At 57.5% G+C, this 17,800-nt stretch carries 13 protein-coding genes, 1 tRNA gene and 1 other RNA gene; 7 read left to right on the forward strand and 8 right to left on the reverse strand.

Going from position 1 to position 17,800, the window contains the following annotated elements:
- Nucleotides 1-17 precede the first annotated feature (17 nt).
- Nucleotides 18-929 (forward strand): DMT family transporter, encoded by a 912-nt coding sequence (locus CCASEI_RS01690; RefSeq protein ID WP_025386963.1) that lies wholly within the window; start codon nt 18-20, stop codon nt 927-929.
- Here the strand turns inward: CCASEI_RS01690 and CCASEI_RS01695 are convergent.
- A complete protein-coding gene (locus tag CCASEI_RS01695) occupies nt 926-2,218 on the reverse strand; it encodes a glycosyltransferase family protein (RefSeq protein WP_025386964.1) in 1,293 nt (430 codons plus the stop codon). The genes CCASEI_RS01690 and CCASEI_RS01695 overlap by 4 nt on opposite strands.
- 412 nt (nt 2,219-2,630) lie before the next feature.
- Between CCASEI_RS01695 and leuA the strand changes: the two genes are divergently transcribed.
- From leuA to CCASEI_RS01720, 5 genes are all read left to right on the forward strand, one after another.
- Complete coding sequence (leuA, locus tag CCASEI_RS01700; RefSeq protein ID WP_006821568.1) at nt 2,631-4,448, forward strand: 2-isopropylmalate synthase; 1,818 nt, start codon at nt 2,631-2,633, stop codon at nt 4,446-4,448.
- A gap of 148 nt (nt 4,449-4,596) precedes the next feature.
- Nucleotides 4,597-6,456 (forward strand): hypothetical protein, encoded by a 1,860-nt coding sequence (locus CCASEI_RS01705; RefSeq protein ID WP_006821569.1) that lies wholly within the window; start codon nt 4,597-4,599, stop codon nt 6,454-6,456.
- 125 nt (nt 6,457-6,581) lie between these two features.
- A complete protein-coding gene (locus CCASEI_RS01710) occupies nt 6,582-7,859 on the forward strand; it encodes a Mur ligase family protein (RefSeq protein WP_006821570.1) in 1,278 nt (425 codons plus the stop codon).
- Nucleotides 7,859-8,617 (forward strand): type 1 glutamine amidotransferase, encoded by a 759-nt coding sequence (locus tag CCASEI_RS01715; protein WP_006821571.1) that lies wholly within the window; start codon nt 7,859-7,861, stop codon nt 8,615-8,617. Before CCASEI_RS01710 ends, CCASEI_RS01715 begins: the two co-directional genes overlap by 1 nt.
- A 70-nt stretch (nt 8,618-8,687) precedes the next feature.
- Nucleotides 8,688-10,571 carry an ABC transporter ATP-binding protein gene (locus tag CCASEI_RS01720; protein WP_025386968.1) on the forward strand — a complete coding sequence of 628 codons (1,884 nt, stop codon included), beginning with the start codon at nt 8,688-8,690 and terminating at the stop codon, nt 10,569-10,571.
- Between the two features lie 29 nt (nt 10,572-10,600).
- Here the strand turns inward: CCASEI_RS01720 and recR are convergent, their stop codons facing one another.
- The 6 genes from recR to CCASEI_RS01750 form a co-directional block, all read right to left on the reverse strand.
- Complete coding sequence (recR, locus tag CCASEI_RS01725; protein ID WP_006821573.1) at nt 10,601-11,257, reverse strand: recombination mediator RecR; 657 nt, start codon at nt 11,255-11,257, stop codon at nt 10,601-10,603.
- A gap of 115 nt (nt 11,258-11,372) precedes the next feature.
- Nucleotides 11,373-11,717, reverse strand: a complete 345-nt coding sequence (locus CCASEI_RS01730; RefSeq protein WP_006821574.1) for a YbaB/EbfC family nucleoid-associated protein — start codon at nt 11,715-11,717, stop codon at nt 11,373-11,375.
- Nucleotides 11,718-11,841: 124 nt separating this feature from the next.
- Nucleotides 11,842-14,856: a DNA polymerase III subunit gamma and tau gene (locus CCASEI_RS01735; RefSeq protein ID WP_025386969.1), complete on the reverse strand. Its 3,015-nt coding sequence runs from the start codon at nt 14,854-14,856 to the stop codon at nt 11,842-11,844.
- 29 nt (nt 14,857-14,885) lie between these two features.
- Nucleotides 14,886-15,356 (reverse strand): suppressor of fused domain protein, encoded by a 471-nt coding sequence (locus tag CCASEI_RS01740; RefSeq protein ID WP_081748450.1) that lies wholly within the window; start codon nt 15,354-15,356, stop codon nt 14,886-14,888.
- Between the two features lie 87 nt (nt 15,357-15,443).
- Nucleotides 15,444-16,715, reverse strand: a complete 1,272-nt coding sequence (locus CCASEI_RS01745; RefSeq protein ID WP_006821577.1) for an aminotransferase class I/II-fold pyridoxal phosphate-dependent enzyme — start codon at nt 16,713-16,715, stop codon at nt 15,444-15,446.
- Nucleotides 16,716-16,910: 195 nt separating this feature from the next.
- A tRNA-Ser gene (locus tag CCASEI_RS01750) sits at nt 16,911-16,999 on the reverse strand.
- A 219-nt stretch (nt 17,000-17,218) separates the two neighbouring features.
- On the opposite strand from CCASEI_RS01750, the gene ffs reads away from it, so the two are divergent.
- Nucleotides 17,219-17,317, forward strand: an RNA gene (ffs, locus tag CCASEI_RS14645) — signal recognition particle sRNA small type.
- 125 nt (nt 17,318-17,442) lie between these two features.
- On the opposite strand, the gene CCASEI_RS01755 is transcribed toward ffs, so the two are convergent.
- Nucleotides 17,443-17,790 carry a hypothetical protein gene (locus CCASEI_RS01755; protein WP_025386971.1) on the reverse strand — a complete coding sequence of 116 codons (348 nt, stop codon included), beginning with the start codon at nt 17,788-17,790 and terminating at the stop codon, nt 17,443-17,445.
- Nucleotides 17,791-17,800: the final 10 nt, after the last annotated feature.

The following is a 17,800-nucleotide window of genomic DNA, read 5'->3' on the forward strand; positions in this document are numbered from 1 at the left end:
TCACTACGGTATAGGGCGTGCTTTCAAACCTCATCGCAATCGCATTTGCCCTGGCATCGGCACTTGTTATTGCATGGGGCACCGTGGTTCGGCAAAGAATTGCCGAAAACGCCGACCGCTCGGTCATGCGCACTGCCATGGCCAGCCCACTGTGGTGGATTGGCACGGCCAGCGCCGTTATCGCCTATGGGCTGCAATTTATCGCGCTTGGTTTTGGCACCTTATTAATTGTCCAGCCCATATTGGTGCTGTCTTTAATGTTTACGTTGCCGCTGGCCGCCTGGTATCAGGGCCGACGTATGTCTTCAGAAGAGCTCATTTGGTGCAGCCTGCTCACCATTTCTGTGGGCGTTATTTTGGTCTTTGGTCGCCCCACCGGCGGCGTTACTTCCCCGCCGCTGGAACGCTGGCTTCCGTCCTTCGCGCTCGGGCTTGCCGCCATGGTGTTTTTCAGCGTCCTTGCTCAACGCATCCGCACGCAACGCGCTTTGCTGCTCGGCGTGGTCTGCGGCATTTTGTACGGCTTCGTTGCTGTACTTTCCAAAGCCGTGGTGGACACCCTCATGGAATCTGGTATCAACGGACTTTTGACCTCCTGGCCTTTCTACACCCTGGTCATCGCCGCCGGCAGCGGCACGGTTTTGCAACAATATTCATTCCACGCCGGACCGCTTAAACATTCATTGCCGGCCATGAAAATCATTGAGCCGCTCATCGCATTCACCTTGGGCTACACCGTTTTGAGCGAACAATTCCAGGTTCACACGTTCTTCGGTTGGACGGTTATGGCCTTCGCGGTTGCCACCATGGTTTTTGCCACCATCGTGCTTTCCCAAAAGCCGATGAGTACCCGGCCGCGGGTCAAAGTTTCTTCCGAACCGCATGATGCACGCACAACCGAAGCAGGACGGCTAGGGCATTCTCACTAGATTGCCCAGGGGAATACGGCGAGCATGTGCGCCGAAAACCAGGTGCCGAAAAGGCCCCAGCAGGTAACTAGAATCCAGGCGACCCAGTGCGGCAGGTGTTTGAGCGCGCCCCATGCCCAAGGGATAAACAGCAAGGCAGCGGGCAGCATCAGCCGCGGGCGAGAATGCATGACGCCATCTGACAACAAGACATTGGCGGCCAGGGCGAGTGAGAACAGCCAGGTTCCCACATCCACGCGACGCCAGGCCAGAATCAGTGCGAAAGGCACACCAATAATCACCATGGTGGTGAGCAAATAGCCAGCATTTTCGGTCGAGGTTAGGGTTTGCAGGATCCATTTACCAGTCGCCAAACCAAAATCGAAGCCGGTATTCCAGTGCTTTTCTTGGGTGCCAAAATAACCGCCGACGTGCTCAAGCTGCGTCGAAGCCCACCAGATATATCCGATCAGCGGCAGTGGCGAGATGATCACGGCCACCCATGCTTTGATGGACTTGCGCGCATAAAGAAAAACCATGACGGCGAATACAGCAACCAATGCGATTGCGGTAATGCGCACAAACGCCAAGGCAAAAATTACACCGCAGGCCATCCACCAGCGTTTATCCACCAAAGCAACCAGTACCCACACCGCCAACGCACCGAAGAGTGCTTCGGTATAAGGCATATTGAACACAATCGACATGGGCGCTGTGGTTGCCACAATCGCCGCAGCACATTGCCCGGCGCGACTATAACCCCAGCGCGCCACCAGCGCCATGACCCCGGCGGCTAAGAATACGGTGGCTATAAAGTTGAACAAGATTCCGGCGAGAGCATAATCCAGGCCAGTCACCAGGTGAATCAAGCGCATAATCATGGGAAAAGCCGGGAAGAATGCCAAGCGGATTTCCTCAGCCGGATCTTCACCGATGGTGCCAGCGAAATAGCCTTCGCCGGCAATGCCAACATAGTGCGCGGCGTCCCACTTGTTCAGCAGGCCCCACACGTTGTCTTCATTGACTGTTGCCAATAGTGCCAGCATGCCAATGCGCAGCAGGGTTCCAACAAACACAATGGCAATGGCCAACAGCCAGCCAGTTAGTCCTGGCCCCAGAGCATTTTTGCTTGCCGATGCCCCCGTGATGCGAAAGCCCGGCCATTTATCCAGGCCTAGCTTCTGCACCAGGCTGCGCGGTGATTGCGCGGGCACAGCACCGGTTGCGGGCTCGGGAGTAATTTCCGGCGCATCGTTGATACTTGGCGCTTCGCCTGTGTTCGTCTCAGTCGGGGTCGGCCGTTGACTCATAGTGCTAAATCGTAGCTTGCCCCCTTAGCTTCCAATCTCACCCCGGGGCCGTGGCAGTAATCAGCACAAACTTTAACCAGTACACGAAACAGTTTTCTCACAATATGAGATGTCGCACGTGCACGCACAGGGGGTAACAACACCTGACCCCTATGCCGGAAGTCACAGCATGCGCTAGGATTGTGCGCATGACTTACCGGGCACGGCAACTCCTTCTTTGCCGCGGCGGGTTCCAGTAGTCGTCTTAAGTACGACCGGCGCCCCGTCGCGGAGTTTGTTCTGCCGGTCGTACGACCCGGAATATTTCAGATGTTGCCCCATTAAGATGGGACTCGGGCACTAGACCCGGATAAATAAAACGAACACACACGTCACCAACATCTGGCTCTTACAAAGAAGGAATTTATCCCCCATGTCTCCTAAAGACTCATTCATTTCTGCTCCGCGCGAAATCACCACTCCATCTGGCCCTCGCCGCGAAGGACAACCAGCATGGAACAAGCAGCGCGCTTCTTCCATGCCGGTAGACCGCTACCTGACTTTCGCCCAAGAAGTTGAAGACATCACTCTGCCGGATCGCACCTGGCCAGATAAGAAGATTGAAGTTGCACCACAGTGGTGTGCAGTTGACCTGCGCGACGGCAACCAGGCACTGATTGACCCAATGTCACCGGCGCGTAAGCACCGCATGTTTGAACTGCTGGTCAAGATGGGCTTCAAGGAGATTGAGGTCGGTTTCCCATCTGCCTCCCAGACTGACTTTGACTTCGTGCGTGAAATCATTGAGCGGGACCTGATTCCAGAAGATGTCACCATCCAGGTTTTGGTGCAGGCGCGTGAGCATCTGATTCGCCGTACTTTTGAGGCTTGTGAAGGCGCAAAAAACGTTATTGTTCACTTCTACAATTCCACCTCTAAGCTGCAGCGACGCGTGGTCTTCCGAAAGGACAAGTCAGCTATCAAGCAGTTGGCAACAGATGCCGCTGAGCTGATAAAGACCATCGCTGCGGATTACCCAAACACCAATTGGCGCTGGGAGTACTCCCCAGAGTCCTTCACCGGCACCGAGCTGGATTTCGCCGTCGACGTGTGCAACGCCGTGGTGGACATCATGGAAGCTACGCCAGAAAACCCAATGATAATCAACCTGCCATCGACGGTAGAAATGATCACCCCGAATGTCTACGCAGACTCCATCGAGTGGATGCACCGCAACTTTGCAAAGCGTGATTCCATCATCATGTCGCTGCACCCACACAATGACCGTGGTGAAGGCGTTGCTGCAGCAGAGCTGGGTTACCTGGCCGGTGCTGACCGCATTGAAGGCTGCCTGTTCGGCAACGGTGAGCGTACCGGCAACGTTGACCTGGTGACTTTGGGTCTGAACATGATGACCCAGGGCGTGGATCCACAGATTGATTTCACGGACATCGCCGGCATCCGTTCCACCGTGGAGTACTGCAACCAGCTGCGTGTTCCTGAGCGCCACCCATACGGCGGCGACTTGGTCTTCACCGCGTTCTCTGGTTCCCACCAGGACGCCATCAACAAGGGCATGGACGCGCTGGCGGATTCCGTTCGCCCAGGTGCCACCAACACCGATGTCACCTACGAAGAGCTGCGTGAAACCACCTGGGAGGTTCCTTACCTGCCCATCGATCCAAAGGATATCGGCCGCGACTACGAGGCTGTTATCCGCGTGAACTCCCAGTCCGGCAAGGGCGGCGTCACCTACATCATGAAGACCGATCATGGTATCAAGATGCCACGCGCGATGCAGCCAGAGTTCTCTTCCGTTGTTCAGGCCATCACGGATGCTGAGGGCGGCGAGGTCAACTCCAAGCAGATGTGGGATGTGTTCAACCAGGAATATCTGGAGCGCACCACCCCGCTGGAAGTAACTGCGTTTGAGATCGATAACGCGGACAGCGATGACAAGGACGCAACTGTAGCTGCCACCGTTATTTACAACGGCAAGGAAACTCAGATTTCCGGCACCGGCAACGGCCCTATTGCGGCTTATGCGAATGCATTGGAGAAGCTGGAGATCGACTTCGAGGTTCTGGAGTACAGCCAGCACGCACGTTCTGCCGGTGATGATGCAGAAGCCGCTTGTTACATCGGCGCTGATGTCAACGGCATGAAGATGTGGGGCGTCGGTATCGCCGGCTCCACCACCCGTGCATCCCTGCGCGCCATGACCTCCGCAGTCAACCGCGCTCTGAGCTAATAAGCACCGAGTCAATTAACACCTTTCAAGGCTAAAACCGTGGCATAAACCAGCCGCGGTTTTAGCCTTTGACCCTAGAGCTTCGAAGTTTCGACCCAAAGCGTGGCCGAACACTATGAAGTTTGAGGTGTGAACTACAATTATGCCGATGACTAGCACGCACGATGAACAGCGACCTGGCCGCCACACGGTCACCAGGTCGCGCCGTGCTGCTTCCGCCCGCAAGGCCGCCGAGAATCCTGAGAAGACTCCAGAATCCCGTCCGATTCCGGGCTCGTGGCCAGCGGCCAAGCCTTCGGGCGATAAGCCTGGTGAAGTAAAGCCCGGTGAAGTGAAACCCAACGAGAACAAACCCGATGAGGAACAGCAGTCGGCACAGCCTTCTGATCACAATGAGGGCCAAGAGCAGCGCCGTCAGCGCCAGCCCAGCGAGGCTGAACTTGCTCGCCGTGAGGCAGTAGCCAAGTTCCCGTTTGTCTCAGTGACCTTGGGTGCTTCGGGCATTCACCCGTCGACGTCGCGATTAATTTCTTTTGATGCCGTCACCTACAACGCCGAAGGTGAAATCGGTGAGGCCACCCATATTGTCTTTAGCCCGGATTCTGATCCGGGGCCAAAGCACCAGCATGGTCTAACCCATGAGGAAGTTGCTGCGGGCATTCCTTTTTCCAAGGCTCTCAAGCGCGTGGACCGCGTGGTTGATGGCCGCACGCTCATCGTGCATGATGCCACGGTGACATGGGGTTTCTTGGTCTCTGAAGCACGCCGTGCGATGACCGCTGCGGCGCGTCAGAACCGTTCCCGCAACCGTAATAATCGCAACCGCTCACGTCGCATCAAGGTCGGGCACATCCCGCGACCCAAGGACATTATTGACACCTTGGCAACCGCGCGCCGGCATGAGGTGATGCTGCAAGATGTTCGTTTAGCTGCCGTTGCTATCTCCAGCGGTATTCCAACCACACCGCCAACCGCGAATGCGGAGCGTGCGCAGCGCCCGGCGGAGGACACCGCACGTGAAGAGACTTCCCTACTATGGCAGCTGTACAAGCAGCAGTCGCAGCGCGGCGAGGTAGTGTGCTTGGAGCCAAGTGAGCTGCGCGCCGATAAGTTCGGGCTGCAACGCTCACATATTCGTGTCGATGCTATGGAAGCACCACGCATGCACCACAACCCGGGGCAGTACACCCCGGGCCGTGAGCTGGTGCGCGGTATGGAGTTTGTTGTGGCACCTGAAATCGCGATGGACCCGGACATCATCATTGAAGCCGCCATGCGCGAGGAAATGAACTACACGGAAAAGCTGTCCCGTGAGACGTCTGTGGTGGTCTGCAATATCACCACTGACCTCGTGGGCAAGGCCATGCACGCGGACCGCAAGGACATCCCGCTCATGAGCGATGAAGCATTCTTGGCCGCCCTAGAACGCATCCAAGAAGCCGGTCCTGAGCCAGTCGTGGAAGAAAAGCCCACCACTGCCCCGCGTCCGCAGCGCCGCAACCCGAATTCCAGTTCCGCACCGCGCCGCAGCAACAATTCTGGAAAGCCTGCCAACTCCGGCAACGCCGGCGGCAATAGCGATAACACTGACGTCGAAGGCAACAACCGTCCACAGCGTAAATCCACGCACAGGCGCCGTCGCCGTCGCGGTTCCAACCCCAATAACCAGGGGCAGAACCAGAATCAAAGCCAGAGCCAGAGCCAGAGCCAGGGCCAAGGCCTAGGCCAGCAGCAGAGCAACAAACCGCAAGGGTCCGACCAAGGTTCCAACCAGGGGTCTAAGCAGGGCTCTAACCAAGGTTCTAACAACTCATCCCAGCAGCCCAAGCCTGGTCAGAACCAAGGCGGCGCAAATGCTGGCGGCGGTAACCAGGGCGGTGGCAAGTCCAGCAACCGTAGGCGTCGTCGTGGTGGGCGCGGTGGACGTAACCGGAACAGGCCGCGCAATCAGGACAACCGTGGCCAGGATGGAAATGCATCGGCAAGCAAAGGCTCTTCCGACAACTAGTTCTTGGAGTACTTGGTCTGCTCGTGGCCGCTGATTGTGTGAAATTTTTGCATCGGGGCAGATTCCCTCTCGGCGCGAGCGCTGCAATATAACGTTGCGGCTGTGATTCCGACTAGCCTAGAACCATGAGTTTTCAACTGCCGCGACAAGTAAATAAGTTACGCGCTAATGCCGCAGTGACTGCAGCACGTTTAGCCACATTCGCATCCCGTGCGACCGGCCGCGGCGCCGGCGGCATGATTGGTGGACTGGTTGCACGCGCAATCGATCCCAACATCATGGCGCAGTTAGCGGGCGAGCGTCCCGCAGTCCTGGTGACCGGCACCAACGGTAAATCCACCACCACGCGCATGCTGGCGGCAGCCATGCGCACCAAATACCAAGTTGCTACCAACGATGGTGGTGACAACATGGATGCTGGCATTGTCTCAGCGCTGATGGCCGGGGCAGATGCCTCCCACATCGTGCTGGAAGTAGATGAGCTGCACGTTCCGCACGTGGCTAAGTCCATAAATACTCAGGCGCTGGTGCTGCTGAACCTTTCGCGTGACCAGCTCGACCGCGTGGGTGAAATCAACAAGATTGAGCGTGCGCTGCGCGGTGCGGTGGAAGACAATCCGGACATGTTGGTCATCGCTAACTGCGATGATGTGCTGATGACCTCGGTGGCTTATGACGCGGAGAATGTCATTTGGGTATCCGCGGGTGCTGGCTGGTTCGGAGATTCGGTCAGTTGCCCACGCACCGGCGGGCATATCGTGCGCACCAGTGATGACTGGTACGCGGTGAAAAAGCTTGCCGATGGCCGCGAGTTCCGCCGCCCCACGCCAATCTGGGCAGTCGATGACAACGGCATGGTCACCCCAACCGGTGAAAAGGAACTGAATCTTTCCTTGCCGGGCCGCGCGAACCGTGGCAATGCCACCCAAGCAGTATCCGCGGCAGTGGAAGCATTCGAGGTCAACCTCGATGACGCCATTGCGGCAGCTGAACAAGTTGCTGATGTGGCCGGGCGCTACTCCACCATCCACCGTGGCAATCATGAGATTCGCCTGCTTTTGGCCAAGAACCCAGCGGGTTGGCAAGAAGCATTGTCCATGATTGACCGCAGCGCCGATGGCCTAGTCATTGCCACCAACGGCCAGGTCGCCGACGGCGTGGACATGTCCTGGCTATGGGACGTGAAATTTGAAGACTTTGAAGACCTCGCGGTCAAAGCTGCCGGTGAGCGCGGCACTGACCTCGCCGTGCGCTTGGTTTATGCCGACATCACACATGAACTTATCCCCGACCCGGTTCAAGCAATTGATTCCTGCCCGCCGGGGCGCGTGGAAGTCCTTGCCAATTACACCGCGTTCCGCGATTTGAAAAAGGCCCTCGAGCGCCAGGAAAAGGAGTCCTAATGACTATTGAGCTCAACATTGGTCTTGTCTTGCCCGACGTTCTGGGCACTTATGGCGATGACGGCAACGCGCTGGTCCTGCGCCAACGCGCCCGCATGCGCGGCTGGAGGGCAGAATTTCACCCCATCAATCTGGGTGAGGCAATCCCAGAAAACATGGACCTTTACACCGTTGGTGGCGGCGAGGACACTGCGCAGATTTTGGCGGCTGAGCACCTGCTCAAGCACACCGGCCTGTCCCGCGCAGCACAAGCCGGGCGTCCAATCTTTGCGGTCTGTGCTGGTCTGCAGGTCCTTGGTGAGTCCTTCCGCGCCTCGGGGCGGGTGGTTGATGGCTTAGGGCTTATTGATGCCACCACGACTCCCCTAGCCAACCGCGCCATCGGCGAAGTCACGTCCACCCCAACCGGTGCCGGTTTCACTGAGGGGCTGACCGAACCACTCACCGGTTTTGAAAACCACTTGGGCGCAACCATCCTCGGCCCATCAGCGCAGCCATTGGGCACGGTCACCCGCGGTATCGGCAACTCAGATGAGTCCGCCACCGCTGACTTGCATGACGGCAAAGACCAGCGCCGCGGCGAAGGTGCAGTGCAAGGCAGCGTTATCGCCACCTACATGCACGGACCTTGCTTGGCGCGTAACCCGCAGCTCGCGGACCTGCTGTTGGCAAAAGCCACCGGGCAGAGCATGGATGAGCTGGAGCCGTTGGATCTTCCGGCCATCGGCGAGCTGCGTGCGGAAAGGCTCAAAGCCTAAAGCCCTGCTTCCGCGGTGGTGTCCTGAGTAATTAGGGACACCACCGCTTTTTGCTAGTAACCTGCAAAGAATGAGTATGCGTGGAGGTGGTGGACCGCGAGGCGCGCGCGTGTCCAAAGCGGACCATGAAGCCCAACGGGAAATTAACCGTCAAGCGCCGAAAATCAAAAACCTCGGCTCGCGCATCTTTACGCTGTTTAAGCCCTACCGTGCGCAGATTTCCATCCTCATTGTCATGGTGCTGCTCTCTGCGGCGCTGGGTATTATCCCGCCGTTGATTACCCAACGCGTCTTCGACGACGGCCTGTTCCCGGAAACGGGAGGGCCGAATATGCCAGTGGTGCTGCAGTTGGTGGGCCTGATGCTGGGCATTTTCATCATCACGCAAATCATTTCCGTGGCGCAGGCTTACTACACCGCGCGCGTAGGAAACCGCGTCATGGGTGATTTACGCATTCAGCTTTTCGCGCACCTGCAGTCCATGGAGCTGGCGTTTTTCACCCGCACCAAAACCGGCGTTATTCAGTCCCGCCTGCAAAATGATGTCGGCGGCGTGGCTGGTGTGCTGTCTAATACGGTCTCCAGCGTCATTGGTAATACCGTCACGGTGATCTCTGCCTTCATCGCCATGGTGCTGCTGAGCTGGCAACTGACCATTATCGCGTTTATTGTGCTGCCTTTCTTGGTGTGGGGCCAGCGCCGCGTGGGCCAGATTCGCGCGAAGATCGCCGGGCAAGCCCAGGAATCACTGTCGGAGATGTCCGCGATTACGCAGGAGACGTTGTCTGTCTCCGGCGTGCTGCTGGCTAAGACTTACTCGCGTCAGAGTTCTGAGATTGAGCGCTACTCGGATGAGAACGCGCACCAGATTACGTTGCAGGTGCACCAGGCGATGAGCGGCCAGCTCTTCTTCGGTGTGGTCAACATCTTCATGTCTGCCGTGCCAGCCGTTGTGTACCTGGTTTCCGGCTGGCTGTTGAGCGCCGGAAGCAGCGGTTCCTTCGCTTTCGGGGAGGCTGGTATTACGGCCGGCACCATCGTCGCGTTCACCACTGTGCAATCACGCCTGCTGTTTCCCATGATGGGGCTTATGCGCGTGGCCCTGGATTTGCAGACGTCCTCGGCGTTGTTTGCGCGCATCTTTGAATATTTGGACATGAAACCAGCGATTGTGGATGCCCCGGATGCCAAGTCGCCTTCCGATGAACCAGGCAAGGCCGGACACATCCAATTCGATAACGTCAGCTTCCGCTACGAGGATGCCTCCGCCGAGTCACGTCCGACGTTGGACCGGGTGAGCTTTGATATTGAGCCGGGCCAATTCGTGGCATTTGTTGGCGCTTCCGGCTCGGGCAAGACGACCATTGGCAATCTGGTGCCCAGGCTTTATGATGCCTCCTCCGGCACCGTTTCTTATGCCGGTGATGACGTGCGCGATCTGAAGCAAGAAGAGCTGATGAAACACATTGGCGTGGTGACCCAGGAACCGTATCTTTTCCACGCCTCTATCGCGGAAAACCTGCGATACGGCAAACCGGGTGCGACGCAAGAAGAGATTGAAAAGGCCGCACGTCTGGCCAATATCCACGACACCATCACCAGCTTTGAAACCGGCTATGACACCGTCGTGGGTGAGCGCGGCTATCGTCTTTCCGGGGGTGAGAAACAGCGCATCGCCATCGCGCGCGTGCTGTTGAAGAACCCACGTGTGCTGGTTTTGGATGAGGCCACCAGTGCGCTAGATACCGTTAATGAGCGCGCCGTTCAGCACGCGCTCGATACCGCGGCGGAGGGTCGCACCACCATTGCGATTGCGCACCGCCTCTCCACAATTGAGGGTGCTGACCGCATCTATGTTGTTGACCGCGGGCAAATCATTGAATCCGGCACCCACGAGGAACTGCTGGACAAAGCTGGCGCCTATGCGCAGCTCTACTCGCAGCAGGCGACCTAAGCAGCTCGCCCACGCGACGGTTGGCTGAACTAGACCGTCAACCTTCCCTGCAGCGCACGCGATAGCGTCAGTTCGTCCACGAACTCCAGGTCCCCGCCCAAAGGCATGCCTGATGCCAAGCGGGTGATCTTCAAATCTGGGAAGTCGCGCAACAAGCGAACCAAGTATGCGGCGGTGGCTTCACCTTCCGTATTCGGGTCGGTGGCCAAGATGACTTCTGTGACATCCGGGGTTTCATCATATTGCGGGTTTTCTTTAGTGGAATCCGCAAGCTCACGGTCTGGCAGCACACCACCGATGCGCTGCAGCAACTGGGAGATGTTCAAGTCCTTCGGCCCCACATTTGCCAGCGGATCTAGCGCCCCACCCAGCACGTGGTAGCGGCCCTGGTACTCACCGGTGCGCTCAATGACCTGGATATCCTTCGGTTCTTCCACCACGCAGATGGTTCCGCGGTCGCGCTGCGAATTCACGCAAATACGGCAGACGGTCTCCCGGGAGATATTGCAGCAGATACGGCAGAAGGTCACGCCGTCGCGCACCGCGGTCAACGCGTTGGACAGGCGGTCAATATCTTCTGGGTCCATGTGCAGCACGTGGAACGCAATTCTTTGCGCGCTCTTAGGACCCACACCGGGAAGTCGCGACAGCTCATCAATGAGGTCTTGCAACGGTCCTTCAAACACGCTTAATAACGTCCCTTCATAAATAAATCACTGCCTATGGCGAAAACATCTAAAAGACCGTATCCGTTTCACTGTTGTAAAACGCACACGGTCTAAAAGTGGAAACTAGTTCAGCTTAGCCGAACAGGCCCTGCATTCCGCCATCGTTCATGCCCTGGGACAGGGGACCAATCTTTTCCTGTGCCAGCTGGCCAGCCTTCTCGTGTGCATCCTTGAATGCGCCGAAGACCAGGTCCTGCAAGGTTTCTACGTCTTCTGGGTCAACAACAGACTTGTCAATCTTCAAATCAACGAGTTCTGCGCCGCCGGTCATGGTGACGGTAACCATGCCGTTGCCGGCGGTACCTTCAACATTGGTTGCGAGGATTTCTTCCTGCGCCTTCTGCAACTCTGCCTGCACGCGTGCAGCCTGAGCCAGAATGTCATTCATGTCTGGGGTTGGGTTTTCTGGAGTAGTCATTGTCTGCCTTCCATAAAGTGCGTTTGTTAGTGCTTTTCTATTGAATCAGTGTACCGATTTCCCAGACGAGTCCCGGGAAAGTTGGCCATGATCACTAACAGCCAACGCTCCCACTGCCGCATTCTTACAGCTTGCGGGCACCGAGCTCCTTCGCCAGCAATTCCATGGCCACTTCAGTGGCACTTCGCCTATCCAACTGGCCCTGCTCGCGGGCGTCATCCATCATCTCGTTTTCTTCTGCCTCACGAGAATATCCACCGCCCGCTGATGCTCCGCCCGCTGATGGATTAGCGTGCGGCGAAGCAGGCGCCGATTGCGGCCCACCAGCAGGTGTCGGCGGTGCAGATGCAGTTGGTGCAGATGCTGTCGGGGCAGCCTGCTGCGATTGCTGCGCTGGTGGTAGATTCTGCGCCGGCGCACTCGCTGATTGATGCGCATCTTCTGGCGGCACGGAGTCATATTCTGGGCATTCTTCCGGCCCCGGATCTGGCGGCAACGGGCTTCCGTCACTGAACGTATCCGAGTTACGCAGTTCTTCCTCGCGCTGCTGCGTCAGGGCCTTGGCCTGGGCGATTCGTGCACGCCAGTCCTGCGCAGGCTCCGCCTTTGCCGCCGACGCTGGCGCAGCAGCATTGCCAGCTGCTGATTGTGGCGAAGTCGTCTGTTCTACCGCAGGTTTACTCGGTGCAGGTTGGCTCGGAGCATTCTGTGGTGCTGACTGCTGCGGCGCGGAAGGTCGCTGCACTGTCTGGTCCGGGGTCGACTGACCAGGCGTCGCGCCACCAAGTGCGCGTGGTGCGCCCCAACCTGAGGCCTGTTCCGGAGCTGGCTGCGCATCGGTGCTCTGTTGATTGTCGTGCTCGGTGTCGGCCGAAGATTGTGGCGTTGGGTTTTCTACAGACTCATCCGCTGGCGTTGAGGAAGCTGGATTGTTGTAGTCCCTAGGACTCTCTGCCTCCTGATCATCATCACGGGTCTCCCGTGAAGCATTGCTTGTTGCATTCGGATTCCAGGTCTCTGGTTTCTTCTTTTGCGCACTAAAACCTGCTGCTTCTGGGTTCGTGCCCACGATGCAGTTGACCGCCAATTGGCGTCCGGCTTCTTCAGAGACAACCGCAACAACATCCTTGTTGTTAGCCGGCGCATTCAAGCGTTCCGCCAATGCACCAGTGGTGTGTCCCAAAATCAACGTATCGTCTTTGAGTCCCAAGACCCGTGCTTCGGTGAGCATGATGCCCGCAATCTTGTTGCGCTTGGACACGCTCGCGCGCAGACGCTGCCAATCATTGCGCAGCTGTTCCACCAACTCATCCGGATCAGACGCCGCCGCAGCCGGTGTTGCCTCACCTGCCGGTTCGGCAACAGGTTCGGCGGATTGTTCTGCAACCGGTTCCGCACCAGGGGCTGTCGTAGGAACTGGCTCCGCAGGCGACTGCGACTCCTGCGACTGCTCAACAGGCTCAGCAGACTCGGCGGTCTCCGAAGCAGACGGTTCATTCTGGGACTGCTCAGGCTGCCAAGCAGAAGATTCATCGCTTGCATCCTGAGCGTGTGACTCTTGCTGCGCAGATGCTTGCCGTAGAGCTTCATGAACCGGCTGCTGGCTTACCTGAGACGCAGACTGCTCCGGCGCTGGCTGTGCCTGTGCCTGAGTTTGCTGTTCTGTGTGCTGCTGCACAGCGTTCTGCGGTTCAGGCTGCTGCCACTGCGCAGGTTGTTGTTGCGACGGCTGTTGTTGAGCAGGCTGCTGTGCGGGATGCTGCGCTGGCTGGTTTGGCATCGGCTGGCGCTGCTGTTGCTGCTGGCCGGCCTGGTTTTGTTGGCCGGGTTGTGCTTGCTCGCGCTTTTGGCCGCGGCGGGCGGCGATCTCGGCGACGGCTTTTTGGGCGGCGGCAAGGCCGGTGGCGCCGTTGTTGGAGCTAGAACCAGACGCGGCTGCGGAGGACTGGCCGGATTGACCAGGCTGTCCAGGTTGACCGGCCTGTTGGCTGTTGCGCTGAGGCGTGCCTTGGGCGGGCGCGCTGGAGGCAGCAACGTCGGTGGAGGTCGGAGCCATGACCAGGTGGGCGCACAGGATTTCTAGCAGCAGGCGCGGGGAGGTCGCGCCGCGCAGGGCACCGATTTGTTCGTTGACGGTGGCGGCATAGTGCGCAAGTTGGGCACCATTGAATAGCTGCGCTTGTTCGGTGAGGGTCTGGCCGCGGTCCACGGGGGCATCGACAAGCCCGGCGGCAATCGCGTCGGGAACGGCCTGCAAAATCATCAAATCGCGCAGACGTTCAAGCAAGTCGACGGCGAAGCGACGCGGTTCGTGGCCGGCTTCAATCACGGAATCGACGTGCTTAAACAGCGCGGCCTTATCGCCCTGCGCCAGCGCGGCAATGGTGTCATCCAGCAAGGTGACATCCGTGACGCCCAACAGTGGACGCGCAATGTCATAGGTCAGACCGTTGGGACCCGAACCGGCAAGCAGCTGGTCCAGGATAGACAACGTGTCACGCGGGGACCCGCCGCCGGCGGCAATGACCATCGGGTAGACGGAATCCTCAACGAACAGGCCTTCCGCAGCAACGGTGCGCTCCAGCAGGCCCTTCATCGCGGGAGGAGTCAGCAGGCGGAATGGGTAATGGTGCGTACGGGAACGGATGGTGCCAATGACCTTGTCCGGTTCCGTGGTCGCAAAAATAAAGATGAGATGCTCTGGTGGTTCCTCAACAATCTTCAACAGGGCATTAAAGCCCTGGTTGGTCACCATGTGGGCCTCATCGATGATGAAGATACGATAGCGGGAATCCGCCGGCGCGTAATAGGCACGCTCACGCAGCTCACGCATGTCTTCCACCGAGTTGTGCGATGCCGCGTCCAGCTCAGTTACGTCAAGGTTTCCCGGGCCACCAGGGGCCAGGGAAACACAGCTGGCGCACTCCCCACACGGGGTTGACGTTGGCCCCTGAACACAGTTGAGCGAACGCGCCATAATGCGCGCGGATGAGGTTTTGCCACAGCCGCGCGGACCGGAAAATAGGTACGCGTGATTAATGCGCCCTGAATCAAGTGCTGCTGAGAGCGGTTGGGTTACTTGTTCCTGCCCAACTACTTCAGCAAAAGTCGCTGGACGATATTTCCGGTATAAAGCCACGACGCTGATTCTACCTTCTTCGAATTGGGCTAGGAATCCGCCCGAGTCCAGTCCAAAATGTCGATGCCTTGTTCGGCAACCGCCTGCTGCACCGCCGGTACGCCTTCATCCACGGCGTAGGCGTATTCGGCATCAGTCAGCATGACTACCTGCAATGCCAAAGTCAGCCGTTCTTCCTCTTGGACCTGCGGGGATGGACCGCCCCACAAATATGGGGCGATCAGCATGGCGTGGGAGACGGTGATGTCGGCGGCGTCTTCCAGCGGGGAGGCAATATTAGGCAGCAGCACGCCGGGTTGTGCAGGAAGCACGCCGCCTGCGCTTTCGAGTTTCTCTGCCACGCCCACTATCGCTGCGGCAACAGCCGCCTGCGGTGCGCGCGTCACGGCTAGCAGCTCACAGCGCACGGCCATCTCAGTTCCTTGCTTGACCAACCCCGTGTTCACATCGGCGAACTGGGTGGTCACGGCAAGGTTTTGTTCATCATCTAACGCCGCCAAACCAAGCTGCCTGCCATTGACCTTCTTAAATTCAAGGTCAGCAGGGATTATCTGGTCTAACCAAACAGCAGTTTCCTCGCGGTTAATTTAGGCACCTAACTTCTCAATTGCGGCGAGCAGAACACAGGTAGCCACGCCATCCATGGCCTCTTCAACTTCTTCCTGTGGTGGCAGGGAAGGCGCTAGGCGGATGTTGCGGTCATTCGGGTCATCATTACCAGGGAAAGCAGAACCAGCCTTGGTCAGCACAATGCCGGCGTCCTTGGCCAGTTCCCACACGCGGGAAGCAGTGCCATCAATGACATCCATGGAGATGAAGTAGCCGCCTTCAGGCTTGGTCCAACGTGCAACCTCGTATTCGCCCAGTCGTTCTTCCAGGATGTTCTGCACAGCGGTGAACTTCGGCGCAAGGATGCCGGAGTGCTTGCGCATCACAGCACGTACGCCTTCAGCGGAGCCAAAGTAGTTCGCGTGTGCCAGCTGGTTGAGCTTGTTTGGACCAATACCGCGCGTGTTCGCGATGGACAGGTACCAGTCCAAGTTTGCCTTGGATGAAGCAAAGAAGGCCACGCCCGCGCCTGCGAAGGTGATCTTCGAAGTTGAAGACATCACCCAGAAGCGGTTCGGATTGCCGGCCTTTTCAGAAATGTCGAGCACGTCGATGATTTCTGGGAATTCCTCAGTCAGGGTGTGCACGGCGTACGCGTTGTCCCACATGATGCGGAAGTCCGGTGCGGCGGTCTCCATGGAGGCAAGCTTTTCGATGCTCTCCTTGCTAAACGTCACCCCAGTCGGGTTAGAGAACATTGGAACAGCCCACATGCCCTTAACCGATGGGTCCTTGACCAGTTCAGCGATAGCGTCAACATCTGGGCCGTCTTCGAGCATTGGCACGGTGACGTTTTCAAAACCGAACTGCTCAGAGATGGTGTGGTGGCGGTCGTAGCCTGGCACAGGACAAATCCACTTGCGCGCTTCATCCGCGAACCACGGCTGCTGAGAGTCATTGTTGCCGAATGCGCAGGACCAAGACACCAGATCAAATTCCATGTTCAAGGAAGAAGAATCAGCAGCCAGCAGTTGCGCTGGGTTCACACCGATTAGCTCGCCCCACAGCTCACGGATATCCGCGATGCCTTCAGCATTTCCGTAGTTACGCAGGTCCGCGCCGTTCTTGTCCTTGTAGTTGTCCTTACCCGGCAAAGTAAGCAGTTCATCAGCCAAATCCAGCTGCTCAGCGGATGGCTTACCGCGGGTGAGGTCAAGCTTGAGGCCCTTGGCCTTGAGCTCTTCATAATTTTTACGAGTGCGGTCAGCTAATTCTTTTAGCTGATCAGAGTCAAGTTCAAGCAGCGACATGAGACGTGCTCGCCTACCTTTCGGTTCTGTATAAGGCCCTATGTGGAGTCCAATAGTAGCCAATTAATACGACCGCTGGGCGCACATCCCCGCATTTGCGGGCGTCCGTTTTTGCAGGCACCATCAGCGCAAGCCTACCCGATGCAAAACAAAAAATCTCGGGCTTCCGCTTTCGCAGTAGCCCGAGATTTTCTCTGGCGGAGGATGTGGGATTTGAACCCACGAGGGGCGTGAGCCCCGCACGCGTTCCAGGCGTGTGACATAGGCCGCTAGTCGAATCCTCCGAGAAGAAACATTATCAGCACGGGTAAGTTGAAACAAAATCAGCAGGTCATCACACCTTTCTGCGTTTAAACCACCAACACGAACCGTACATAGTCTTTCTTCAATCCTTCCGTGGCCTTGTTCCCGTGATGCCGCCCCGCGAGCGCGGCTATTTCCCTTTCTATTTCGGCGCTATTTTCTTCATTTGATATTGAAGCCAACCAAGCGCTAGGCTCTAGGACAGGATTCCGCGTGGCGTACATCCTGTGAACTCCCCCAGGGCAGGAATGCAGCAAGGGTCAGCAGGCTCTGACGGGTGCGCGGGGTCCCCTTTAAGTTTTCGGGGTGATTTCAAAGGCACGCATCGGCTGCACCGGAGAACAACAAGACCTGCGTAGTACAACACGACTTCGACAGGGATTTAGAAAAAGGGTTGATTAGACGCTCAAATTAAATCTTCAAATCAAACCTTCAAAGATTCGGCGTCGAACTCATCTTGTTCCAGCCATTCCAAATGCGGTGGGGTGTTCATTCCCCACTCTTGGCGCTTGGCCAAGAAAGCTTCCGTGACTTCGGATACTTCATAGCCACCGTCAAAGAGATATTGGCGAAATCCGCGCGGTCCGGTGTCTTTGATCCACAGCCAGATGTAGTCGAGCAGTGAGTTATCCCCGATCAGGTCTTCGAGTCCTTCGGGGATAAATTGGCGTTCGGTGTCGAGGCGGTCTTTGAGGTCCTTGTCAAAGAACTCGTACAGATAGTCCATACTCTTGTCGAGTTCGGCGTATTCATAAATTCCCTGCCCATCCATGGCTGCCAGT

The organism is Corynebacterium casei LMG S-19264, from assembly GCF_000550785.1.
Taxonomy (GTDB): Bacteria; Actinomycetota; Actinomycetes; order Mycobacteriales; family Mycobacteriaceae; genus Corynebacterium; species Corynebacterium casei.